General features: G+C 43.9%; 22 protein-coding genes. 5 read left to right on the top strand and 17 right to left on the bottom strand.

What is annotated here, in order from left to right:
* The first annotated feature begins 194 nt into the window (after nucleotides 1-194).
* Nucleotides 195-1,019, top strand: a complete 825-nt coding sequence (locus GLW00_RS06010; RefSeq protein WP_160912214.1) for a hypothetical protein — start codon at nucleotides 195-197, stop codon at nucleotides 1,017-1,019.
* A 99-nt stretch (nucleotides 1,020-1,118) separates the two neighbouring features.
* Here the strand turns inward: GLW00_RS06010 and GLW00_RS06005 are convergent, their stop codons facing one another.
* The 9 genes from GLW00_RS06005 to GLW00_RS05975 form a co-directional block, all read right to left on the bottom strand.
* Nucleotides 1,119-1,376 (bottom strand): hypothetical protein, encoded by a 258-nt coding sequence (locus GLW00_RS06005; RefSeq protein WP_160912212.1) that lies wholly within the window; start codon nucleotides 1,374-1,376, stop codon nucleotides 1,119-1,121.
* 79 nt (nucleotides 1,377-1,455) lie between these two features.
* Nucleotides 1,456-1,611, bottom strand: a complete 156-nt coding sequence (locus tag GLW00_RS20470) for a hypothetical protein (RefSeq protein ID WP_202412397.1) — start codon at nucleotides 1,609-1,611, stop codon at nucleotides 1,456-1,458.
* Nucleotides 1,612-1,701: 90 nt separating this feature from the next.
* Entirely contained in the window at nucleotides 1,702-1,875 is a 174-nt protein-coding gene (locus GLW00_RS06000; RefSeq protein WP_160912210.1) for a PspC domain-containing protein, read from the bottom strand.
* A 70-nt stretch (nucleotides 1,876-1,945) separates the two neighbouring features.
* Nucleotides 1,946-2,287 carry a VOC family protein gene (locus GLW00_RS05995; RefSeq protein WP_160912208.1) on the bottom strand — a complete coding sequence of 114 codons (342 nt, stop codon included), beginning with the start codon at nucleotides 2,285-2,287 and terminating at the stop codon, nucleotides 1,946-1,948.
* Nucleotides 2,284-2,508: a hypothetical protein gene (locus tag GLW00_RS05990; protein ID WP_160912206.1), complete on the bottom strand. Its 225-nt coding sequence runs from the start codon at nucleotides 2,506-2,508 to the stop codon at nucleotides 2,284-2,286. The genes GLW00_RS05995 and GLW00_RS05990 overlap by 4 nt, the downstream gene beginning before the upstream one ends.
* Nucleotides 2,509-2,615: 107 nt before the next feature.
* Nucleotides 2,616-2,966: an LSm family protein gene (locus GLW00_RS05985; RefSeq protein ID WP_160912205.1), complete on the bottom strand. Its 351-nt coding sequence runs from the start codon at nucleotides 2,964-2,966 to the stop codon at nucleotides 2,616-2,618.
* A gap of 125 nt (nucleotides 2,967-3,091) precedes the next feature.
* Complete coding sequence (locus GLW00_RS20465) at nucleotides 3,092-3,247, bottom strand: hypothetical protein (protein WP_202412396.1); 156 nt, start codon at nucleotides 3,245-3,247, stop codon at nucleotides 3,092-3,094.
* Between the two features lie 15 nt (nucleotides 3,248-3,262).
* Nucleotides 3,263-6,685, bottom strand: a complete 3,423-nt coding sequence (locus GLW00_RS05980; RefSeq protein ID WP_160912203.1) for a hypothetical protein — start codon at nucleotides 6,683-6,685, stop codon at nucleotides 3,263-3,265.
* 231 nt (nucleotides 6,686-6,916) lie between these two features.
* Nucleotides 6,917-7,804, bottom strand: a complete 888-nt coding sequence (locus GLW00_RS05975) for a TIGR01777 family oxidoreductase (RefSeq protein WP_160912201.1) — start codon at nucleotides 7,802-7,804, stop codon at nucleotides 6,917-6,919.
* Between the two features lie 205 nt (nucleotides 7,805-8,009).
* On the opposite strand from GLW00_RS05975, the gene GLW00_RS05970 reads away from it, so the two are divergent.
* A complete protein-coding gene (locus GLW00_RS05970) occupies nucleotides 8,010-8,468 on the top strand; it encodes a LytTR family DNA-binding domain-containing protein (protein WP_160912199.1) in 459 nt (152 codons plus the stop codon).
* The gene (locus tag GLW00_RS05965; protein ID WP_160912197.1) at nucleotides 8,465-8,878 is read left to right on the top strand and encodes a DUF3021 domain-containing protein; all 414 of its coding nucleotides are present in this window, start codon (nucleotides 8,465-8,467) and stop codon (nucleotides 8,876-8,878) included. Before GLW00_RS05970 ends, GLW00_RS05965 begins: the two co-directional genes overlap by 4 nt.
* Nucleotides 8,879-8,925: 47 nt before the next feature.
* Here the strand turns inward: GLW00_RS05965 and GLW00_RS05960 are convergent, their stop codons facing one another.
* The 4 genes from GLW00_RS05960 to GLW00_RS05945 all read right to left on the bottom strand — a co-directional run bounded on the left by GLW00_RS05960 (nucleotide 8,926) and on the right by GLW00_RS05945 (nucleotide 14,669).
* Complete coding sequence (locus GLW00_RS05960) at nucleotides 8,926-9,579, bottom strand: lysozyme family protein (RefSeq protein WP_160912195.1); 654 nt, start codon at nucleotides 9,577-9,579, stop codon at nucleotides 8,926-8,928.
* A gap of 150 nt (nucleotides 9,580-9,729) precedes the next feature.
* Nucleotides 9,730-10,908, bottom strand: coding sequence for a type III PLP-dependent enzyme (locus tag GLW00_RS05955; RefSeq protein ID WP_160912193.1), 1,179 nt, complete (start codon nucleotides 10,906-10,908; stop codon nucleotides 9,730-9,732).
* A 22-nt stretch (nucleotides 10,909-10,930) separates the two neighbouring features.
* The gene (locus GLW00_RS05950; RefSeq protein WP_335808447.1) at nucleotides 10,931-12,856 is read right to left on the bottom strand and encodes an IucA/IucC family protein; all 1,926 of its coding nucleotides are present in this window, start codon (nucleotides 12,854-12,856) and stop codon (nucleotides 10,931-10,933) included.
* Entirely contained in the window at nucleotides 12,837-14,669 is a 1,833-nt protein-coding gene (locus tag GLW00_RS05945; RefSeq protein ID WP_160912191.1) for an IucA/IucC family protein, read from the bottom strand. The genes GLW00_RS05950 and GLW00_RS05945 overlap by 20 nt, the downstream gene beginning before the upstream one ends.
* Before the next feature lie 212 nt (nucleotides 14,670-14,881).
* Here GLW00_RS05945 and GLW00_RS05940 point away from each other — a divergent pair, with 212 nt between their 5' ends.
* Nucleotides 14,882-15,625 (top strand): IucA/IucC family C-terminal-domain containing protein, encoded by a 744-nt coding sequence (locus GLW00_RS05940; RefSeq protein WP_160912189.1) that lies wholly within the window; start codon nucleotides 14,882-14,884, stop codon nucleotides 15,623-15,625.
* Between the two features lie 135 nt (nucleotides 15,626-15,760).
* On the opposite strand, the gene GLW00_RS05935 is transcribed toward GLW00_RS05940, so the two are convergent.
* The 4 genes from GLW00_RS05935 to GLW00_RS05920 form a co-directional block, all read right to left on the bottom strand.
* Nucleotides 15,761-16,909, bottom strand: coding sequence for a mannitol-1-phosphate 5-dehydrogenase (locus GLW00_RS05935; RefSeq protein ID WP_160912187.1), 1,149 nt, complete (start codon nucleotides 16,907-16,909; stop codon nucleotides 15,761-15,763).
* A gap of 1 nt (nucleotide 16,910) precedes the next feature.
* Nucleotides 16,911-17,348, bottom strand: coding sequence for a PTS mannitol transporter subunit IIA (locus tag GLW00_RS05930; protein WP_160912185.1), 438 nt, complete (start codon nucleotides 17,346-17,348; stop codon nucleotides 16,911-16,913).
* A gap of 13 nt (nucleotides 17,349-17,361) precedes the next feature.
* Nucleotides 17,362-19,455: a BglG family transcription antiterminator gene (locus GLW00_RS05925; RefSeq protein ID WP_160912183.1), complete on the bottom strand. Its 2,094-nt coding sequence runs from the start codon at nucleotides 19,453-19,455 to the stop codon at nucleotides 17,362-17,364.
* 408 nt (nucleotides 19,456-19,863) lie between these two features.
* On the bottom strand, nucleotides 19,864-21,339 hold the full coding sequence (locus GLW00_RS05920; RefSeq protein WP_160912181.1) for a PTS mannitol transporter subunit IIBC: 1,476 nt from the start codon (nucleotides 21,337-21,339) through the stop codon (nucleotides 19,864-19,866).
* A 212-nt stretch (nucleotides 21,340-21,551) separates the two neighbouring features.
* On the opposite strand from GLW00_RS05920, the gene GLW00_RS05915 reads away from it, so the two are divergent.
* Entirely contained in the window at nucleotides 21,552-23,186 is a 1,635-nt protein-coding gene (locus GLW00_RS05915) for an acetolactate synthase large subunit (RefSeq protein ID WP_160912179.1), read from the top strand.
* The last annotated feature ends 4 nt before the right edge of the window (nucleotides 23,187-23,190 follow it).

Genomic DNA, 23,190 nt, shown 5'->3' with positions numbered 1-23,190 from the left:
CTGCCTCCCCTTTCCCTACATAACCTGAATGATTTCCTCCGCCAAATTTCCCATGCTATAGTTTTCGGAATCTTTTCTTTATATATGGGAGTCTCTAATGATTCGTTGTTCTTCTATTAAAACATATTCTCTCCCTTACACGCATAGATTCATTGGTTTACAATGAATGAAGATGAAACACAAGGAGGTCGAATGTGAAAAAAGCAGCACTTACGATTCTCATGCTTCTAACCGTTCTCACCGGCTGCATGAATGAATCCTCAAACAATGAAGAGACCAAAGAAAAAAATAAAACTTACACTGCAGATAACGTCTACCAATGGCTCAATGAATCAAACCTTCTGGACGGTGAGAAGGAACCATTATCTGAAAGTGTCCAGGAACACGAGCAATTCGTGAACGGCTATTCCATAGGGGATATCGACATTATTGAATATGAAACGGCTGAAGGCACAGAGCACCTCAAAGATCACCCAATCGCCCTTGCTCATGAGAACATTGTCCTCATGTTTCTCGGACAGATGTCACAAAAAGACAGCTTCCGTGAGGTTTTAGAAGCTAGAAAGCCCCTTGATGGACTCTATAGAGGCTACTATAACTCTGCAGCACAACAGTCTTTTGTCCGCCAATTTCGCGATGACGAATTCAATGGACTCAAAGAGACGGTGGATCAATTTTATAAGCTGGATGATTCGTTGAAGTCTGACACGTTTACAAGATTCATGTATCAAAAAGAGGTGACATGGAAAGGCACGCTTGTCCAAACGTTCCCTGATTTTCTCGTCCTTTATGCAGGAGACTCCTACAATGGAGAAAATTGGATGAATATTGAGACGACCAGCCAAGAGATGCTGCCTCACATCGTTGTCGTCAAAACTCAGAACGTTGAGGGGCAATCGTTGGATTTAAACATAAAAAGAGGAGATCCCATTACTGTCAAAGGACACATCAACAAACAAGGGTCTTTAGAGAAGAATACTCATTGGGGGATAGAAAAGGGAATGGTTATTGAACAATAAGTCGTGCAGAAATCTTCATTCTAAGAGGAGTCGATGATTCGCTAAAACGTGGATATTGGGGATTGTGATGACTTTAGCTCAACACGCTCTCCAACATATTCATGGAACAGGAACAGGAATAAATTCAAACAGATACGCAAAAAACAAGGCAATGGCTACTAAAGAAACGGCCAGCTTCCGTTTCTTGTATTCTATAAACGCAAATGCTGCAATTCCTAATATCGTTAGTCCATAAAAAACAAAATCGAACCATCGCTCCTCTATGAAGAACGTTTTCATCGTATACAAAAGCCAGTAAAAAAGCACCGCATAAAGATACCATTTGGTGTGTTTAGACTCTCTTTGATTATCTTCCATGTATCATTCTCCTTCAAAAAACAGGGTGGTATTTCCAGGGGTTTTACTTTTTACCGCTTCCTGTTACCTATAGTCATGACTATGATTCATCCGTGTACTGTCGGAAGCGTGGTTTACTGAAGTAAGCACCTGTAAGTAGGAATAAAAGGGACGCAAGCATACCTGTCGCCGCCTGATTCATCAAAAGAGAAACCGGAATAGTGATGGATGCTAATAGAAAAAAGATTTTCATCATTCTTTATCCTCCTTCTCAATCTTCCCCTCCCCCTCGGAGCTGGTCTCCTATGCTTAGGAAAAGATGGATCGCGTGAAAGCGAACCTACTATTACAGAGACGGATGGTCACTCGGGAGTGTATTGGCAAGAAAGATGTAAAGGAAAAGAGAGACCGGAAATGTAAGGACAAACAAAAGACGAACGGCCATAGGAAAAAGCCCAAAATGATGAGCAATCCCTGCACAGACCCCATGCAGGGATTGATTTGTCAACGATCTTTTCATTTTTCACTCCCCCTTTCAGCCTTGAATCATCCTGTAAATTCACATTTCATTAGAAGAAAAACTCATAAGTCTATGAATAGCAACAAACCTGGAGACGATTGCCATCCAAATCGTAAAAATCGAAATAATAATTATCTGCGTCGGTGTGCTTGTCCCCTACGTCTACCTGTTTCTCTTTTAATTGTTCATAAGTCTCATCAATATTCCTCGAGTAAAAAATCGGGTAGCTCCGACTTGGCGACTCCACGTTTGCTTCTTCAATCGTCAAGGGGACCGGATGATTGCCGATGGAAAGCACGCGGTATCCTTCCCCTTTAAAAGAAATGGTAAACCCCAGCTTTTCCTCATACCATGACCCCGCTCTCTCAGCGTCTTTCACGGTCAGACACATCGTATCGATCTTTTCAATCATACCGAACCTTCTCCCTGCTCATATATTTTTCTCGCATGGGCCTTTTGCTGCGACTTCCACGTCCGAATCATATGGGGAACCCCGACACTCAAACTGACCAGTAAACTCCACATCACGTAGCGCCAATCCCCTGTAATTAAAGCGACCACAACAAAAAAGGCGAGCTGCCCCACAAGGGCAAACCATGAAGCAATCCAGGCAAACGTCAGGTTTTCTTTCATCCCATCCCCACTCTCCTATGGTAAATGATTCCTTTTACTCATCGTATCATAAAATCCGTCAGACAGAACAAAAAAGCCACTGAAACTTTTCAGTGACTTTTCTGCTTTTACCACCAGTATGAGTATGGATAATAATACGGCCACCATCTTCGGATCCCCCAAAACGGAAAGCCGAACAGCCCGAACGGTCCAAAGAATGGGAAGAACAGCCGGCTGTCCTCCTGGTTTACATCTCGGTTTTGTCCTTGTTGTCCTTGCTGGCCTTGCTGGCCTTGCTGGCCTGTTGGCATAATCAAATTCATTTGATTATGATCATAGCTGTGCAGCAGCCCTGTATGTGTCTGCCCATCCGCCATTTCGATTTGAACCATTTGATAAAGGTTTTGCCTGCAAAAGTCATGGATGTTTTTAGACTGGTTTCCACTTCCCTGCATCTGTGGGTTACCTGTATTGTTCATCACATCACCCTCCTTTGACTCTTCACATTTTATGCAAAGCGCCCAGGAAGGTGATAGAAAATTAAGGAGGCTCTATTCGAACATTACAAACGAATAGCAGCGTTGATCAGCGCATAACTCCCCCCTTACAGAAAAAGATTTCTCAAGTACAACACTCCATAGAGGGCTCCACCCAAAAGCCCAATCATTAATCCAACCATGATAAATCCGTAGATGAATCCTTTGAGCATGGAGAGGATATCAAGGGCCATGTTTTTTATTGTGCATAACATAAAATTCATGTGACGACTCCTTCACTACTGCCATTTCTTAAATGCTTTCCAAAGTTTCTTCCACTTCTGTTCCATGGGCTTCTCTGATTCTGAGCGTTGTTTCTGCCATTCATTATAGCTCGCGATCCCGATCAGAACGAGTCCTGCAATCAATAGATAGACCCACCACGGAAGATTGCCCCAATACGGGCGTGTCTGGTAAATGATGTTAAAAATGAGGACACCCATCCCGACAAGAAAGTACGATTTGATCCGGAGCTGCATACCTGTAATCATTGAAACGAGTGACAAACCTCCGATGATCCAGGCATCCCAGATCGTGTGGCTCTGAATGGCATCAAGCACAAGATAGCCCGCGATTAAAAGCAAAGCAGCCAACTGAACATAGGACATCACCTCTCGAGACGCAGACCATAGTTTTTTTCTGACAAACACAAGGACCATCAACACCGGGAGGGTCTGAACCTCTGCCATGATCAAGTCAGGGATGAATTCATTGTAGGCGGCAATGATCATCAAGTATCCTCCATAGATACTGACTATGGTACCTGTATAAAAGACATTCTGAAGGAATTTTTCGGAACATTTCTTACCGCCAAGGTAGAACCATAAGCTAAGAAGTCCTACAGGGAGAATCCGTATCCAGACACTTTCATCCCACAAAGTGTACAAATTTAAATATCCAATATACAAAAGTGCTGTCCACGTATAGGCATCAGCACGGAGTGCAGGTCCGAACAGTCTTTTTTGCAGAAGCATTCCTGCTGCAAGAAGAACCAGTGTACCTAAAGCCAGGACAAGAATCACGTCCATATCGGTCCAAAACACCCGCAGTTTTTCCCATAACCCGAAGGTCAAAAGCAATGGAACAAAGCGGACGATCGGCCATGACCTCTGATGCAGGAAAAAGAGGGTGAAAACGGTGTAGCCAATCACCATCAGCCATTCTCCCTCCGCCACCAGAGAAACGTTGGAAATCACGACGAACAGACCTAAAATGGAAAAGGGAATGATGTACCATTCTATACGTTTTTTCCACTCGGGAGATACGAAAAACCAGAGGATTGCAAACAAGACACTGCTGGCCAAAAACGCATACTCATAAGGCATCTCATTCCATCCTAGTTCTATCGGAAGGGTAACAACCAGAAAATATCCAGTCGTTAGTGCAGCGTACAACATCGTTTTAATTCCTGATTCTCTTCCTGCTTTCAAAGCGCTGAAGACATACACCGCTAAAGGAATCATTAACAGGACCGGGTGAACATGTTCTGGACCCAACTGATCCAGTAAAATGAGAAGGATAATAAACGGCTGAACAATATGTCCCAGCAAATAGAAATGCGGGCGCATCCCTTTTGATATCTGTCCCCCCCATTCACCAACGGCAATCAAGATCACTGGTGCGAAAACCATAAACAACAGGACGCTGGAAAATGAATCTATACGCAGTGGAGCAATCAATGATGTGTAAAAGGCGAGTGATGCGACAGATACTAAACTCCAATAGTACGTTTTTTTTGAATAGTGGACAAGCAGGTACATCATCCCGATGCCTCCGAGTAACAAGAGCGGCCGGACAAGATTTGGGTCCACACCGTCATCTGTTAGCAGGAGCAGCATAGCCGCCACGTAGGTTCCCTCAGCGATATAAAACGTCGACCATGCAAAATCATTTTCCCCAATCTTTTTCCAAACATAATGAAGGCCAAGTAAAAGGATACCTGTTAATGCGATATGGAATGAAATGGAATAGCCTTCACTGTAGGCAGGCACCCATTCGAGTAACTTTTGATAAAAAATGACGGAAGCAGCTACCAATCCAGATGGATGCACCCAGACAGCCGTACGAGTCATATCGGCATGTGGGGAGCTCTTTTTCACAAAATAAGCAAGCAGACTGAAAATAAGCAGCATGACCGCACTATACCCGTACTGCAGATCATAAAGGGCGAAGTATAAACACCCCGTCAGGACGAATAAAGACGTATAAAAACTGCTATCCTTCACTGCATGCAGCCACTTGATTTTCGTCCAGATTCCTACATATAAAAACAGGAGAGAAGCGGCTGTAAATAGGAAAAAGAACAAAGGTCCCGTCTGACTTAAATCCCACAGCTGAGCCGCAGATACAAAAAAGAACACAGGTGCTAAATACGTGAAAATCACATGATTCGTCACATTCGATAAGACAAGATAGTTGATCATGATGACAATATAGGCGAGTAGCAGTAGCCATGAACTGGTCTGCTCCTTGATCAAGATGCTTTCATAAGTAATATAGATGAAAGCCAAAAATGAAACGATCCCGCTCGTCAAACGGAATACCTTTTCAATGAATGTATGGTGTCTAAAAGCATATGCGAATCCGAGGTAAAGCAGGCCGACAACCGCATACACAAGAGAATTGATGGCATACAACGGCGTATTCTCGACAAGCTGGTAGACGGCATACACGAGCATCACAGAAAAGACAAACTGATATTCTTTCGTTTTATAAACAAAAACCATCGCCATATAGACACTGGCGGTTAATAACAGGTTGAAACTGTAAAACACTTCGTTTTCATAGAAAAACAGCATCAACGAGGTTGAGATCACGAGATTCAATTGGGCGAAAAATGGCACCTCCTTGAGGAATAACTGGAGGTAACTCCTACTTTTCAACTGAATATAGACGACAAGCAAACCGGCATTATACAACATTAATCCAAGATAAAAAGCATCCAATGATAACGGGAGTGTTCCAAGCATGAAACCTACCGAAAGCGATAGAAACAAGAGCGAAATCCATACATAAAGACGCGAACGATGGACAAACGCATGCCTCACGTATAAAGGGAGCGGAATCGCCGTCCCCATTAAACCGAGCAGGTACCTTCCTTCGCCATTCAAGGATAAATAGGTACCGAAGAGCTCAAAGTAACCGATAGCTACAATCACGATGGGAATGAGCAGACTTCCAAGTGTTAAAAATGCGAAAGCTGTCTGTTTGATCTTCAAGAAACGGCCGGTTCCATAGCTTAAAGCGAAAAAAAACAGCGATACGCACGAGATTGAAACGACCTTCGTAGCCGCTCCCAGCTGATCCCACTGGCTCGTCGCAACGATCAAACCTGTAATAAGCAGGATGGAAACACCTAAGATCAACGTCCACGTGATGTTCCGTTCGCGGATTTGTTCCGGTGAGCGTTCTTTTTTCTTTTTGACAGGTTTGGGTTTCGGTGCTGGTTTCGACTTTTTCTTCTGGGCTGGAGCTGAGTCTAGTTGATCCTCTTGTTTAATGAACGACTGCTTTCTATCTATCGATTCATAGTCTGCGAGATACGCGCCCTGCGCCTGCAGAAGTTTCTTGTATTCTTGATCTGTTATGTACCCATTTTCCTTCAGATGATTCAATTGCTCTCTGAATACCCTCTGTTTCTCTTCCTTTGATAAGGCGGCCATTTCTTTCCCCTCCCAACTACTCCTTTTGTGTAATTTTACACCTAAAAAATATTTCTTGCAACATTTTCCATTAAACTCACTTCCATAAAAGAAGCCAATCAAAAAAAAGAAGGCTGCTCATTACAGAGCAACCACTGCCTTCTTTCGGCACATATATCCATAAGCTATACTTCCATTTTATGTAACTCCATTGTAACATATTTAAAATATTCTCCCAGGACTTTTGATCGTTTATTTCCTTAAGATTTCTTCCAACGTAGATTCAAGAGTTGGATATTGGAACGTGAAACCTGATTCCTCTAATCTTGCAGGTATCACCCATCTGCTCTTCAATACGAGCTCCGATTCTGTCCGAATAAGGGCTGAACCTATCTCGAGCATCCATTTAGGTGCTGGTAAACCGAAAGACCGGTTCGACCTTTCACGGAGCAGACGCATGAGTTCTTCATTGGAGACAGGGTTTGGTGCGGCGCAATTGAATACACCCTCTAACTGTTTGTTATCTTCTATAAACAAACACACCCGATGCAGGTCTTCCACATGAATCCAGCTAAACATTTGCTTTCCGGAACCTTGGGGCCCGCCAAGTCCGAACTTCACTAAATTTTCGTATGGGGTCATCACTCCTCCATGCTTTCCTAAGACAATGGCTGTTCGAAGGGCTACTTTTCTCGTTCCGGGTGTGGGTAAGGCGAAGAAGTTGTCTTCCCAATTCGTAGCCACATTCACCGAAAAGCCGGTTCCGATCTCTCCATCTTCCTCCGTCATCGGTTTGTCATCCGCATGCCGATAAATGGTGGCCGTACTTGAGTTCAGCCAAACTTCCGGGGGAACAGAACATTTCTGGACAGCTTCCCCAAGGATATTCGTCGTCACCACTCTGGAAATCATAATTTCATTTTTATTATTTGTGTTATATCGGCAATTGACGGATTTTCCGGCAAGGTTTATAAGCAGGTCTGCCCCTTCAAGTGCCTCTACAATCCCTTTTTGATCCTGCCATTGAATGTTCCCATTGCCTCTCGAGATGACATGGACTTCATAGCCGAGATCCTCGAATCTTTTTTGAAAATACTCTCCTATAAAACCAGTTCCTCCAGCTAGAATTACTTTTTTCACGGCGCAAAACTCCCTTTTATACTTAAACTCATCTTAAGACCATTCTACGGAATTCATCTATACTTGTACAATTTTCCATCACAGGTGACTCCGCCGATCACACCACTCACCTTCCCCCTTCTGCCACATACCTTTCTTTTCATGACAGAAATCACATGCACATCTATACTATCAATAGAAAGACAGACGGGAGGTTAAAGGGTTAATGAAATTAATCGTAGATATCAATGACACGTACGAAGAAACAAAAGTGACCGTAGAGTGTAAAAAAGTGGATCCATCCGTTAGAAAAATACTCGATGTTTTGGAGGAAGAAAAACATGATTTAGTAATTGGTTATAAAGAAGACCGGCAGCACCTTCTTAAACCGCGGGACGTTGAGTATTTCTACACAGAAAAAGAAACCGTCTACGCCTCTCACACAAAAGGAAAGTACAGAATAAGAGAAAAGCTTTATGAGCTGCACGAATCTCTACCATCCGACCAGTTTATCCGCCTATCGAAATCAACCATTGCCAACCTATATAAAATCAGTCATTTTGAGCCTTCCTTTCACGGAACACTGGTCGTTCATTTTCAGTCAGGCAACAAAGAATTTGCATCCAGGCATTATGTAAAAGAAATCAAAAACATCTTAAAAATGAACAGGAGGAAAGAAAAATGAGAACGTTTTTATTTAGAAGCATGATCGGCATCTTCTTCGGGGCATTTCTTGCGATTATGATGACTTATGCTGTCATTTGGTTCGGGGATGTGGAAACACTCGCTGCAGAAGGGTTCATTCGAAACTCGCTCGGGAGCATGTTCTGCGGCTGGTTCTTCTCCGTCACGCCTTTATATTTTGAAATCACAACGCTCAAACTGTGGCAGCAAACGCTCTTACATTTCATCACGGTCTCTCTGCTTTATTTCATCATCAGCTTCGGCATCGGATGGATTTCATTTCAAATGACCACAGCTATGATCTCCATCCTTGCGTTCTTGATCATCTATCTCTTAATCTGGATTGGATTCTATCTATATTTCAGGTCCGAATCCAGGAAATTGAATGAAGAACTGAATCATATCGAATAAAAAAGCGCCTCGAACCTATCAAAGGTTCAAGGCGTTTTTTTACGGAATCAGGAAGAGGTCGCAAGCAGGTCGCCATCTTCTTCATAGTGGTCAAGCACAGCATCTACGTAATAAATATCTCCATAACAGGCGTCGTATTGTTCCGCTTCCTCTCGGATGCAGCTGTATTTGCCTGTATGTTTTAATTCCTCATATTTCTTAGATGAAAATTCAATGACCAGTTCCTGCGTATATTCGCCACCATTCTTTTTTACAAAATCAATGAACCCTGCACCAAAATTGTACGACTGCAGAGCAAGTTTCACATCTCCGTCAGCGCGTTCCAATGTTTTTGCGAAATAGGCCACTCCCTGCTCGATGGACGTTTCAGGATCTTCAATACAGCCTACTTCCCCACAATGAGATTCAGATGCCTGCATCGGGTCGTCCCCCCGTCCACCAGACTCCTGCGTCATCAAAGCCAACAGGATATCCTTGTATTCCCTGATGCCTTCCTGTTCCGCATATGTTGCCATTTCATCTTCATACTGCAGCACCTGCTGTGGCAGATCCGGTTCCTTTGCCTCTTCCGTCGTCCAGCTGCTCATGATTCCATCTCCAAGCTGACTTTTCATTGTGAAAAATACGAGTCCGAGCAGAAAGAGAGGGAGAAGAAAGGCTCCCCACGAGCGTCCTGTGTTTCTATGACTCTTCTTATTCATCCTTCTCCCCCTCCCTTCGACTAGATTCTATTTATATCTTACCATTTCCTGATAGAATTAACTTTCCATAAGCATTCCATAGAGCCGATTGCGGCAAGCGCTCTCCCATTCTTTTTTTGAAAATCAAAAAACCGCCACGAAATGTGACGGCTATTTCTTTTCATCCAAATAGATAAATTCCGGTGTGGGATGACTTAAAAATTCATGATGCGAAATCGTCCACGCATACGCACCAGCATAATCAAAAATCACAACATCTCCTGCTCTTAGTTCCTCCACATGTTCCCTTCTCACTAGAACATCATTAGGCGTACATAGCTCTCCGGCAATCGTCACTTCTGCCTCTTTCACCCCCGGTCTTTCATAAGGAGCCTCCCATTCTTCAACCGGATGAATGCGGAAGGGGTGATTCATTTTCCAGGCAGCAGGCAGCCGGAGATGATGCGATCCCCCACGAATGAGGGCAAAATGCTGATCATGGTTCGCTTTTACATCGATGACTTCGGTTACGTACGAACCAGCCGCAGACGTCATGAATCTCCCAAGTTCCAGCACCAAAGCAAGCCCGTCCATTCGGGGTTCCAATTTATGAAGTCCTGTGGCGAACGTGTCCCAATCAAAAGGTTCTTCCGGGTTCCAATAATTGATGCCGATGCCTCCACCAATATCGACCGTACGGATGCTCAATCCAAAACGTGTCCTCCAACTCTTCGCTTTTTCCAAGCACATAGAAACAAATTGCACATGGGCCTGAGCTTTCAGATTGTTGGACATGGCATGGAAATGGAACCCGTCAATACTCACATGATTCATCTCCAGCGCTTTTTGAATGATCAGCGGCACCTCACGTTCATCCACACCAAATTGAGTCGGGACGCCGGACATCATATGATGACTTTCCGGAACATCACGACTCAAATTGACACGAATCAGTATCGGAGTGATGACACCTTTTTGGTTGGATAACCATTCGATACGGTTCAAATCATGGAAACTTTCAACGTTAATGGCTTCCACTCCTGCATCAATCGCTTCCTCTATCTCCTCCTGTTTTTTTGCGGGAGCGCCGAAGAGCATAGGTTTTTGATGGGGCACCTTCTGCAGCTCGCCTCCTGAAGCGACTTCAAATCCGTCGACCATCGTAGCGAGAGTTCCGAGAATACGCGGATCCGGATTCGCTTTTACTGCATAAAAAAGCCGGCAAAAACCCGGAAGACTGTTTTTCAATGTTTCCACATGCTTCCGTAACTGACCTAAATCATAAACATAGGCACATACGGGGCCGTCTTGTTTACGCTTTTTATTTTCTATATATTGTTCAATTCTCATCACTGCATCCTCACATTTCCTTTTAAGCTAAAGGATTCGGCACTTCCGTGTAAGCATCCCCTTTACTATTGCTCAACCTCATTTGAGTCAATGACTTATGCATGACCGTCGGCTGGAATAAAAAGGTTCGATCTTCGGCCACTTGGGTGGCCAGATCCTTCACTCGGGACAGCCGATCCAACTCTTCCTTTACCACTCTTTTCACTTCTAACCAAAAGGTTTCTTCCGCTAATCCTGAATATCGAACGAGCTGACGGATGATTTCTCCCAAATGGTTTTGAAATACGGTGTAATACAACTTATTATGCATCGAAGAACGATCGTTCGTCACACTCACTGAATCAGCGGCAAACTTCGGACGAATCCCTTGTTTCCGAAGACGTTCCGGATAAACTCTCGTTCCTCCCCAGTCCCGGAAAAAAAAGCGGGTTAAACGACCATTCCTGAACACAGGAACACTGTTCTGCAGATGCCCTTCCAACGCAACGCCATACTTCACCATCATTGTCATATAGCCGGGGAGGACCTTTTGAATATAATGACAGAAAAACTCCTTGGACGCTTCGTTCCGACTAAGGTGATGCTTCTTCTGAAATTCCTTGACAAGCTCATGAAGAATCGTCAGGCCACTAACTGGAGATTGCGCATACAAGCTCATCCCTGCAACCGCTACTTCCCCATCTTCCAGGTGTGGATGAAGAGATTCACGGATTAACGTCGTCAAATTACGGCTTTTCAACTGCTCCTCAGATCGGAAAGCCGCCCCGCCCCATTCATTTAAGGGGACAAAAGAACCCAAGAGAGGTTCCCTATCTTTGATTTCCTGAATCATTTTTGAAAATACAGTGGAATTCATCGCTGTCTGAGTCGAGATCGAACGGACGGTAGATGTCATCTGGCTGTTTACCGCAAGCTTCAATACTGGTGCTTCATTCTTTCTGGGAGCCACCGTCCGGAACGATGAAGTCGCCTCTGCATTCATCGGCTTTGAAGATAACAGGACCACTTCTCCTTCTTTAATTTCCTTTTGATAAATATCAGGGATGGCATGTTCGAACTGCCAGGGATGAACAGGTAAAATCGTGTATAAATCCTCCACGTATCCACGATCCTTTAGCTCCTTTTTCCCTTCTTCAGATGCTTCAGGAAAACTGGCTTCGAACGATGTACCTGTACTCAACACCAATGGTTTTTTCACGGCAGCCATACGGATAGGAAACGTCTGATGAAACTCCGGGGAATAACGAAAAGTATCTTCATAAGTCAACCCAAGTTTCGTCTTAGCCCCAGGATGAAGATGGTGCCCTTCAACAACGAGCTGCTCGAAAAACAGATGGGCTTCTTCCCCTTTTTCCAACACGTATTCAATGGACGTTCCCACATCAAGGCTCACCGCTTCCCTTCGGACCGTCTGTTTCCATTCCTCATAAAAAGTGAGGGCCAGCGCAAGATTTGCGGTGCCATTATTTAACTCCTCGACAAAGGTTTCAAGATTGGAGTAATCTTTTTTGTTAAACAATAGAAACAAAAGCTCTGTAGCAGAAGATACAGGACGAACCCGCTTGGCCTCCATAAGCAAAGGCACATCCACTTCGACAAAGCGGAATGCCGATCGATTCAAAACAGGGAACAAGATTTTATTCCCCTGTTTTTCCACCATCAAATGGGGTTGCTCTTTATCCCGCTTAGCATCTCCACCTTCATTCATTTTTCTAGACAAAGAGGAACCTTTCTCATCCGACATAACAGCATCCGAATAAACCTCATCAATGTTCTCACGAATAATGGAATTCGCGAGCTTTAACAGGAGGCTTTTTCTTGCTTCGTCCCGGCACCCCCAGAAACGCTCGGCATGAGCAGGATGCGCACTCTTTAAGAATTGATAAACCTTGTCCTCTTCTTTATGCAGGCCAAGGTCTTTCATACGCTCAGTTAAGGGCAGAATCACTCTGTGTCACCTCTTTTCGCCTGGCAAAAGGATGAGGGATTTCCACATATAGATTGTCAGTATATTGGTCTGACAAACGCATTTTCACCAAGGCCTTCATTTTCGTCGGTTTCGTAAGAATTTCCTCTTTATCAAGCAGAGCTTCCGCATGAATTTGTTCATCCTCTTTCATTTGTTCATAAGTTTCGTGGATGACCTGCTCGACTTTCCTCCACATTTTTTCTTCCTTTACAGAAGTTCGTCTGGCAAGTGCGACGATGATCTCTCCTAAATGATTATGGAAAAGCGCATGCGAGAAAACATCCAATAACTCAGACCGATCTTTTGTCAGTAAATTCGTGCTTGGATCGATCGGTTGTTGATCAAAGTACTGCTCTAAGCGTTCGTTCATGATACGGATGCCTCCGTAATCACGAAGTACCGCCTTTTTGGGTGTTCCTTTTTCAAAAATGACGACACAGTTCTGCAGGTGGGCCTCCATGCTGATGCCATATTTTGTAATTAACTGAAGCACACCCGGCAGTACTGTCTTCGCATAATCATAGATGAACGCATCAGGGGAAGAATAGGCACCCGCCGCTTCTTCAACAATCAGCTTGCCTGAAAATGGAGAAGGCGCCAGTAAAGATGCGGCTGGCAGCGCTACTTCATCCCGCCCCATACCTTTCTCCGGGTTTTCTCGCAAAATTGCCGCCGCATTTTTTTGAAGGAAATCCCTGTCTTCTTCCCGGGCGGGCTTATAGTGAATACCGACATCCTCCCCCATGACAGAGAGAGAACGTGACAACCCCTCATCACGATCGAAGATGGTTTGCAAGAGTCGGGATAGTGTCGGTCCATTCTTTGTTGATGCCGCTGAAACAGTCCGGACCGCGCTTGTCATCTGGACATTGACCGCTGTCTTAATGTGATGCTTAGCGCGATCATTGAGAGGTGCAAGCGACCGGAATGAAATCAGCGCGGATGTCGGAAGCGTGACTTCATTAAGCAGAAGAAGTAATTTTCCTTCTATATCTTCCTTATAATAGGTTGTGATGGTATGTTCCCACTGCCATGGGTGAATCGGAATAATTTCATAATCATCAGCCACTAAATCATGAGTTTCACAAACGTTTTGAAAAGCTTTTTTCAACGGTGGGTATTCCTCCAAAAGGATGGACTTTGTGCTCTCACCATTTTTTGATGTCATGTGATAACGGTCTTTATGAACGAGCAGGGGCAGCACGTTCGGTTTGCCTTCCCATTCCGGAGCATACCGGGTGACATCCTCAGGTGTCAGGCCCATTCTTGTTCGGCTGCATGGGTGAATGGTATGCCCCTGGATGACCCACTGCTCGAAAAAAGTCAGCGGGCTCTTTTGAGAAGCTGCATAAGAAAGTGCATCTTCTGCCAGGTTTTCGATTTGTTTTCTTCTATGCTCCGCAACTGTAAAAGCCAGCGCCAGGTTCGTCACACTGTTGAGAATTTCTCTATAAAAATCAGATCGATCATTTCCCGGGAAAAGCAGTTCTAAGCAAGTTTCGGACTTATCGACCAAGGCTTGATTTCCCTCTCGATTCACAAACTGGAGGTCTCCATCAATATCAATGTGTTGAAATATGTAAAGATTGGAAACAGGTACGTGAAGTTCTCCATCGTTAACGGAAAGAACTAAAGTATTTCCATGGTTCTTCCACTCGTGAGGCACGACACGCTCCCGAAAAACCGCTTGAATCAACTGATGTAAAGTAAGGGTATCCGCTTCTTTCAATTTTTCTAAAAAGGTTATTTCGTAACCAGGTAATTTTCTTTGTAGAAGTTTCATGACTTCCATGAAGTTCACCTCCGTGGAGGAATGATGTAGTATTGTAAATCCTCCTATTCCCTAAAACAGTGAATCATAATCGGACTTACTCGCGTTCATAACCTTAGCTTACTCCTAAGTCCATGTCCATTATGCTATTGAAGTTGTTGTAAGATTGGTTTTATTTTATAATTGAAAACAGTTATCAGCAAAAATAAAGCTTACTAACGGGAGACATCGATATGAAACGAGTATTTGAACAAATTCAGAACGATCATCGCATCTTTGTTGGTTCTGAGTACAAGGACCGTTCTCATTACAAAGTCGATGAGCTCATAAAAAATAAAAAAATGATGAAAGAGTTGCTTGATATACAAAAAGGTCGGCTGGATGCCCCTAACCTGGCCATCACTGGCCTTTTGTTTGGAAAAATGTATTCCGTCCTCACCATGGGGTTGTTTGAAACGATGATCAACCATGGAATAGTGATTGATGCAAGCCCGGAAAATATCAGCATTGAAATGAGAGAAAAAAACGTAATGAATTACATGATCGACGATTCGGCTGTTCACAAAATCGCGGACTTGTCGGAAGACAAAATAAAAGAATATGTACACACTTTCATTACTCAGCACCTGCAGCCATTGTTCCAAACCGTTGCTCAAGTGTCCAAATGCAAAACGACACATATGCGTTCCATTGTCTCTCACAACCTTCATCAACGAAAATATGCGATTATGAAAGACCAGGAAGACGAATGGACAGAAACGGTGTTCCGCTGGTTCACTACCCATGAACTGTTCGAGGAAAACCACAGGAACCCTCTTCATTTCAAATTCCGATTCTATCAGGCGGCGAATGGAAAAGAAACTTATGTCCGACGGCACTGCTGCATGAAATATATGCTTCATGACGCTGACAAATCCAAATGTTGCCCTACCTGTCCCCTCATCCCCGATGAAGAACGGGACGACCGGATCAAATAAAGCCCGAGCCAACAGCTCAGGGCTTTATTTTCTTTGCAGAGAACCTGTGTATTAATTGGGATAATATGTAAGACCTGGTACACCAAAATATGTAAGAAAAAAACTCCCCACAGAGTTATCTGTAGGGAGTTTGTTTTATTCGTTCATCTCTTTGTACTTTCCATCTACCAATTGGACTAAACGATGATCTTGGCTTAGTTCAGAAATATCCTGAAAAGCATATCCAGGTCCATTCTCCTGGACTTTATCCTGCAGCTCTTTAGCTTCAGGATCTGCTTCATTTCTGTAGCTCAATGCTGCAGCAATAACTTCTACTAAATGGTTCGGATCCTTTTTCAGCCGCTCTAAATATTCTAAAGCCGGCTGTACAAGACGGTCTTTAGGCCCCAGCTTACGAATCGGACCACGACCAACACGTGTTACTTCGTCTGACAAATCCGGATTCAAGAAACGTTTGATGATTTGTTCTATATAGCCTCCATGCTGGTCCTTGCCGAATCCATACTTCTCGATAAGTACGGCACCTGTTTCACTCAATGCGCCTTCAACCTTTTCCTTAACCCTTTGATCATCCATCGCGTCTTTAATCGTCGAATGACCATAATAGCTTCCAAGATAGGCTGCTGCTGCATGACCTGTATTGACCGTGAACAATTTCCGCTCAATGTATGGTGTCAGGTCCTCCACATAGGTGATCCCTTCCACTTTAGGCTGTGTGCCTTTTATTGTGGGAGTTTCAACCACCCATTCATAATACGGTTCCACTTTAACTGTCAAAGGATCTTCATTGTGCTGATCCGGAACGATCCTGTCAACGGCTGCATTCGGAAATCCGATTGAATCTTCCAATTGATTATGGAAGGATTCATCCATGTTTTCCATGACATGCTGCTTCAGTACTTCAGACCCCCCGATCATGTTTTCGCAAGCAATGACGTTCAAGGGGCCCGCTTGATCCTCCATGCGCTTTTCTAACCCTTCTGCCAGCAGCCTTGAAATGACCGGAAGAATGTTAGGTCCAACCGCGGTCGTGACAAAATCAGCTTGAGTGATAGCTTTCACAACCTCTTGTGGCTGTTTTATACTATTCAAACCACTGACATTCCTAACCTCAATCTCAGAATCGTCTCCGGCCAGTTTCACTTGATACTGATTACGTTCATTCAATAAATGAATCAGCGTTTCATTCACATCAACAAAAACGGTCTCGTAACCAGACTGATCAAGAAGCGCACCGATGAACCCTCGTCCTATATTCCCTGCTCCGAAGTGAACAGCTTTCATCTTACTCCACCTCGCTGAACGTCTGAAGAACTTCTTCCTTCGTTTCTGCTTGAATGAGCTTTTCAACATTTTCTTCCTCTGAACATACAATAGCGATTTGAGAAAGGATTTCCAAATGTTCATTTCCTTTTCCTGCAATACCAATCAGCAGCTTTACGATGTTTCCGTCTCCGAAATCGACGCCTTCTGGTACCGTGACGACAGAAATTCCTGTCTCATTGACGGATTTCTTCGCATCTTCTGTACCGTGTGGAATCGCTACGAAGTTCCCCATGAAAGTGGAAGTGATTTCCTCCCGTTTCAGCATTTCTTCGATGTAAGCCTTATCTACATAGCCTTGTTCATTCAGAATGCCGCCTACATAGCGGATGGCTTCTTCTTTCGTTGACAAGCTCTTGTTCAACTCGATGTTCTCTTTTTTCAAAATGTTTGTAGACATTATAAAAACTCCCTTATTCTTTAGATTTTAAAAATGTGTAAAGTTTATTAGCTATATAATGGAGGATGTTCTCCTCATTTTCGGATTCTAAAATCGTGGTACACTCTGCATCTTCTATAATCAGAGAACTTATGAAGCTAAGCGTTTCCAACCCTTCCTGACTCGGAGCTTCAGGAGCGATCATAAGCAGCATTGTTTTAATGGGCATCTCTTCTCCGTCCATCCCCAGAACTTTCAGTGGTTCCCTCAAAATATGAACAGAAAAGGAAGGTTGTTCAATGGAAGAGCTACGTGCGTGATACAACGCAAGTCTTGTGTCCGGGATACCCAATCCACCCGCTTTTTCCCTTTCCAATAAATGGTTGACGATAGGATTTACTTCTATAACGGTTCCATTTTCTTTCAAAAGGTGAACCGCCTCATCAAGTGCACTTTCCACATGGGCAGCTCCTATATTTGTTACAAGAAGGTGGTCAAGAACTTTTCCAATGTTACTGGCATAGCGTTCATAAGCCCTTACTTTATCTTTAATGACCTGTAGCGACTCTTTATTTTCGTTCGGCTGAGTCTCCACCGGTTTTTTCAATTGTTTCGTCACACGCACTCTTCTGATCGCATGCTCGATTTTGTGAATGTCCTTCTGAGGTAAAACAGGACTTACCTGGACATACGACTCTACGTCAGCAAGAGGAATGGTCGAAACGATTAAGTCATATTGAGAAATATCCATTCCCTTCAGATCAAATAAAGAGTGATGTTCAATCTGTTCAATTTCGTTAAACTTCTTTTGAAGCTTAGCGGCCAGTATTTTCGCCGTTCCAATTCCACTTGAACAAACCACGAGTACATGGATTCCAGCCACGCCTTCCATGTTTAAAAGTGCAGATGCAAAATGCATGACGACAAAAGCGGTTTCTTCACGCGGAAAATGCAATTCTGGAAAGACTTCCTGTATCGATTTTTGGACTTCCTCAAACAAGACCGGGTAATCTTCCTCCATTTGATCAGTAAATGAATTTTCAATTTCCATGTTATGCTGCAATCGGTAAACGCTAGGTTTCAGATGAACAACCAGGTCATTCATTAATCGATCATATTTGTTGAAATCCATCCCTACACGCCGTGAGACCTTAGCAATCAGCTGTTTCGCCTTAAAAGCAATGCTCATACTTGATTCTTCAAGCAAAGAATCACGGTTGTATCTCGCCTTCGCCCCCATCAAATGCATCGTAATATATCCTGTCTCAGCTTCTGGTATGGAAAGTTGAAACTCTCCAGCCAGTTGAGCAATCAAACCTTCTGCAAAAGAATATTCCTTGGTAGAGCGAAGCTTTTCCAACTGCGTATCATCAATGTGAATCTTTTCCCCCTGCTGCATGCGTTCAATCGCTAAAGCAAGGTGGACAACTAATGCAATATAAGCGCTATCAGCCAGAGGATACGATAAATCATTGCGCAACTCATCGACATGGTATTCAATCAGAGCCAGGGTTTCTTTATTTACGATATCCAGCATCTGCGCAGATAAAGAATCTTCAACCGCTTGATTCCCTCCCTGGATGTTCTGTCTGACCATGGAGAAAAAATCCAGCTCGTTCATATGAGTCATAATCAACTGACTGATGGCTTCTCGTATGCCTGACTCTTCCCCGATTACTTCGACGCCATACCCTCTTTTTCGTACAAGCTTCAGCTGAAAGTCCTTGAGGTAATCTTCAATTTTATCGAGGTCGTGACTGACGGTGGCTACCGTGACACCGAGATCATTTGCTATTGCTACAAGCTTGACAGGTTCCCGGGTTTCCAAGAGCTTCGACAAAATCAAGACATGACGTTCCTCAGGCGTATAATCCACGGAAGCCTGCTTGCTTAACTCCAGCCTCAGTGCATTCTTCTTATCTACAGAACCTTTTACCAAAAGAACGCCCCCGGACTCTTTCCTGAGCGACATGTCTCTTTCGGCAAGAAGGTCCTCAATCCCCTTTAGATCCCGATGAACTGTTCTTGTGCTGATATCCAGCTCTTCGGCTAATTGTTTCAAAGTCACTTGATTTTCCTGGTCCAGCAGGCGATCTATAATTTTTCTTTCACGACCTGTTACATACATCTCCGATCCACCTCCTTCAAGGACAAGATTTAATAACTATTGTTTCTATATCTCCATCATAGGTTGCGTCGTAAGGGTTTTCAATGATTAGAAAAGTCATCTTCGTCACAACCGATGTGACAAAATTTAAAAACCTATTAAAAATGGCACTATTTAGGTAATCAACGTCCGTGGCATGTATCCATGGTTATTGAACATTTATCGGTGGGTTTCATGCATTTATCAGTGACTGTTGGTTAGTTATCGGTGACTTTCCTACGTTTATCAGCGGGTTATTGACATTTATCGGTGACTTCGACATTTGAAAATACCCTTTGAACTCTTATTAGCGATTTCAGGACTATTTTAAAAGTTCAAACCTTGAAACAGAACCTAAAGGCCTGATCATGCGATCAGGCCTTTGTCATTTTATTCAGACTTAAGTTCGTTCACGAGTTCATCATACTTCGGACTGTTCAGGAAATTATCAACAGAGATGTGGTGAGCATTTGGTACCCTTTGTACGGCACGTTCCGTCAAATCCTTGTGGGTGATTACGATATCCACATCACTTGGCAGATCATTGATTGCCATGTTCGTGACATCAATTTGAATGCCGGCTTTCTTGAATTTGTTTTTCAAGAGAGATGCACCCATGGCACTGGATCCCATTCCCGCATCACAAGCAAAAATGATTTTATCAACATTGCTGCGGTCTACAGATGGAACGACCTCTGTTTTTCTATCCGAAACCCCTGCCGTTGCCTCTTCTTTTTGTTCTTCCTGTTGAGAATTCAACTGACCGGAAACAGAGCTTTTCTTTCCTTTCATCTGTTCCATCTTCGCTGTAGCTTCGTTCAAATCTTCTTCCTCATCGTTCTTACTGAATTTAAGAATCAAGGAAGCGACGATGAATGATGCCAGTGTCGCAAGCAGAACACCTGCAATTACACCAAGGTGATCGCCTCTGGCGGTCAATGGCATAAGCGCGACAATACTTCCTGGGGATGGAGTCGCCGTCAAACCGACACCGAAAGCTACGAATGTTGTTGTTCCAGTTACACCACCGGCAATAGCCGCTAAAATCAAGGCCGGCTTCGACAAGATATATGGGAAATAAATTTCATGAATACCACCAAAGAAGTGAATGATGGCAGCCCCTGGAGCAGTCTGGCGGGAAATCCCTTTTCCAAAGATACTGAAGGCCAGAAGAATTCCTAATCCAGGACCCGGGTTTGTTTCAAGTAAGAATAGAATTGATTTTCCTAATTCCTGTGTCTGATCCACAGCAATAGGACTTAGAATTCCGTGGTTAATCGCATTGTTTAAGAATAAAATTTTCGCTGGTTCTATGAAAATGTTAACAAGCGGCAGTAAACCCGCATTGACTAATGCTTCAACGGCAGAACCTAAGATGTTCGTCAGTCCTGACATAATCGGCCCGATTACATAATAGCCGATCATCGCAAGAATTGCTCCAACAATTCCAGCAGAGAAGTTGTTTATAAGCATTTCAAATCCGGACTTGATTTTACCTTCAAAAAGTTTATCCACCCATTTGATCGCAAGACCACCAAGTGGACCAATCAACATCGCACCAAGGAACATCGGAATGTCCGCACCTACGATGACCCCCATCGTAGCAGTCGCACCGACGACACCACCGCGAAGTCCGTGAACCAATCGTCCACCTGTAAAACCGATCAATAATGGCAGCAAGTAAGTGATCATCGGACCGACCATTTCTGCTAAATCTTCATTAGGAAGGTATCCATCTGGAATAAATAAAGCCGTGATTATACCCCAGGCAATAAATGCTCCGATGTTCGGCATGATCATTCCGCTCAAAAAGCTTCCGAACCGCTGAACACGTGCTCTTGCACCTGTTTGTTTTTTCTCACTCATGAGAGTTCCTCCTCGTCTCGTTTGTTCTCTTTTTCTGTACTTTTATGATAAAGCGGTTACACCCCTGTTCTCAAGACAATCTAAATGCAGCTTTGTCAAAGGAGACATGACAAATCTAAAATAACCAATTCATCCCTTGTCAAATCAGGATTCTTTTTTCTCATAAGTTGACTCGTCCTTACGCAAAATAAGAGCGACAAGGAGGAAAAAACATGAACGTTGCACAACTTTTGATCAAATGCTTGGAAAACGAAGGGGTCGAATATATCTTTGGTGTGCCAGGAGAAGAAAACATCGATGTTATGGATGCCCTTCTGGACTCTTCTATCGAATTCATTACAACACGTCACGAAACGAGCGCAGCTTTTATGGCGGGCACCTACGGCAGGTTGACAGGTAAGCCCGGCGTTTGCCTGGCCACGCTTGGCCCTGGGGCAACGAACCTTTTGACTGGTGTGGCGAACGCAAATATGGATCATTGTCCATTGATTGCAATTACTGGTCAGGCGGGGTTGAATCGTCAACACAAAATCTCCCATCAATACTACGATCTTGTCGACATCTACGCACCTGTAACCAAATGGAATGCACAGATTAAAACAGGTGAAATCGTCCCTGAAGTCGTGAGAAAAGCGTATCAGCTGGCGATACAGGAAAAACCAGGAGCGACACATATTGATCTACCTGAAGATGTGGCAAGCATGGAAGTGACGGGAGAACCACTTCCCATCACCGGCCATTCCCTTCCGCAAGCCGATGAAAAGGTTATTAAAGAAGCCGTCAGCCTGCTTTCCAAGGCAGAAAAGCCTCTGATTTTAGCCGGGAATGGAATTACCAGGGAAAAGGCAACAGGTGAACTTCAAGCGTTAGCAGAGAAAGCAAACATCCCCGTCGTTCACTCGTTTATGGGGAAAGGAGCTCTATCCTGGAAGCATGAACTCAGCCTTCTTACAGCAGGTTTAAGCGGAAAGGACCATATTACATGTGGATTTCAGGCATCTGACCTGATCATTCCCATCGGTTTTGACATGGCCGAAACGCCACCTCAAAACTGGAATCCGACCGGTAAAACACCAATTTTGCATATCGATACAGAAGAAGCTGAAATCGATGCCTATTACCCTGTAGCCTTAAACGTCGTAGGTAATATCAAAGAAAACCTGAGACAATTAGTTGAAGCAGTTCCGGCAAAAGAAAGAAACCTTGAGTGGGCGAAATCCATTCGCAAAAATATCCTCGATGAGTATGAACAATATAAAGAGGACGAAGCCTTTCCGCTTAAACCACAGAAAATCATTGCGGACTTGAGGAGCATCATGGGTGATGAAGATATCGTAATTTCAGATGTAGGGGCTCACAAAATGTGGATGGCCCGCATGTATCATACCTCAGAGCCGAATACCTGCCTCATCTCGAATGGACTGGCTTCGATGGGGGTAGCGGTGCCGGGTGCGATTGCAGCCAAAATGGCCTCTCCTGACCGTAACGTTGTCGCAGTTTGCGGGGACGGTTCCTTTCTAATGACAGGTGCAGAACTCGAGACAGCCGTAAGACTGAACCTCCCGATCATCATTCTCCTATGGAGAGACGATGGCTATGGTTTGATTGAATGGCATCAGCTGAAAAAGTTCGAGAGACCTTCCAACATTGAATTCGGAAACCCGGATTTTATCAAACTGGCACAATCTTTCGGCATGGAAGCGTTGAGAGTAGATCAAACGGCAGACCTGCGTCATGCGCTGGAAAAGGCCGTTTCCATGAACAAACCTGTGTTGATTGACTGCCCGGTGGACTACAGTGAAAACATGAAGCTCACAGAGAAATTAAAAAATATAACATGTGAATGAGGTG

This window comes from Halobacillus litoralis (genome assembly GCF_009856445.1).
Lineage (GTDB): Bacteria > Bacillota > Bacilli > Bacillales > Halobacillaceae > Halobacillus > Halobacillus litoralis.
Note: the sequence above shows the minus strand (reverse complement) of the source record. Positions and strands in the feature narration are given on the sequence as shown.

What these genes read in the sequence shown, in the direction of transcription:
- GLW00_RS06005 (WP_160912212.1), bottom strand. Translation starts at nt 1,376, where the DNA reads ATGGAAGATAATCAAAGAGAGTCTAAACACACCAAATGGTATCTTTAT.
- GLW00_RS05925 (WP_160912183.1), bottom strand. Translation starts at nt 19,455, where the DNA reads ATGTATGTAACAGGTCGTGAAAGAAAAATTATAGATCGCCTGCTGGAC.
- GLW00_RS06000 (WP_160912210.1), bottom strand. Translation starts at nt 1,875, where the DNA reads ATGAAAAGATCGTTGACAAATCAATCCCTGCATGGGGTCTGTGCAGGG.
- GLW00_RS05945 (WP_160912191.1), bottom strand. Translation starts at nt 14,669, where the DNA reads ATGGAAGTCATGAAACTTCTACAAAGAAAATTACCTGGTTACGAAATA.
- GLW00_RS05915 (WP_160912179.1), top strand. Translation starts at nt 21,552, where the DNA reads ATGAACGTTGCACAACTTTTGATCAAATGCTTGGAAAACGAAGGGGTC.
- GLW00_RS20470 (WP_202412397.1), bottom strand. Translation starts at nt 1,611, where the DNA reads ATGATGAAAATCTTTTTTCTATTAGCATCCATCACTATTCCGGTTTCT.
- GLW00_RS05990 (WP_160912206.1), bottom strand. Translation starts at nt 2,508, where the DNA reads ATGAAAGAAAACCTGACGTTTGCCTGGATTGCTTCATGGTTTGCCCTT.
- GLW00_RS05940 (WP_160912189.1), top strand. Translation starts at nt 14,882, where the DNA reads ATGAAACGAGTATTTGAACAAATTCAGAACGATCATCGCATCTTTGTT.
- GLW00_RS05935 (WP_160912187.1), bottom strand. Translation starts at nt 16,909, where the DNA reads ATGAAAGCTGTTCACTTCGGAGCAGGGAATATAGGACGAGGGTTCATC.
- GLW00_RS20465 (WP_202412396.1), bottom strand. Translation starts at nt 3,247, where the DNA reads ATGAATTTTATGTTATGCACAATAAAAAACATGGCCCTTGATATCCTC.
- GLW00_RS05965 (WP_160912197.1), top strand. Translation starts at nt 8,465, where the DNA reads ATGAGAACGTTTTTATTTAGAAGCATGATCGGCATCTTCTTCGGGGCA.
- GLW00_RS05980 (WP_160912203.1), bottom strand. Translation starts at nt 6,685, where the DNA reads ATGGCCGCCTTATCAAAGGAAGAGAAACAGAGGGTATTCAGAGAGCAA.
- GLW00_RS05930 (WP_160912185.1), bottom strand. Translation starts at nt 17,348, where the DNA reads ATGTCTACAAACATTTTGAAAAAAGAGAACATCGAGTTGAACAAGAGC.
- GLW00_RS05955 (WP_160912193.1), bottom strand. Translation starts at nt 10,908, where the DNA reads ATGAGAATTGAACAATATATAGAAAATAAAAAGCGTAAACAAGACGGC.
- GLW00_RS05920 (WP_160912181.1), bottom strand. Translation starts at nt 21,339, where the DNA reads ATGAGTGAGAAAAAACAAACAGGTGCAAGAGCACGTGTTCAGCGGTTC.
- GLW00_RS05960 (WP_160912195.1), bottom strand. Translation starts at nt 9,579, where the DNA reads ATGAATAAGAAGAGTCATAGAAACACAGGACGCTCGTGGGGAGCCTTT.
- GLW00_RS05985 (WP_160912205.1), bottom strand. Translation starts at nt 2,966, where the DNA reads ATGAACAATACAGGTAACCCACAGATGCAGGGAAGTGGAAACCAGTCT.
- GLW00_RS05970 (WP_160912199.1), top strand. Translation starts at nt 8,010, where the DNA reads ATGAAATTAATCGTAGATATCAATGACACGTACGAAGAAACAAAAGTG.
- GLW00_RS05995 (WP_160912208.1), bottom strand. Translation starts at nt 2,287, where the DNA reads ATGATTGAAAAGATCGATACGATGTGTCTGACCGTGAAAGACGCTGAG.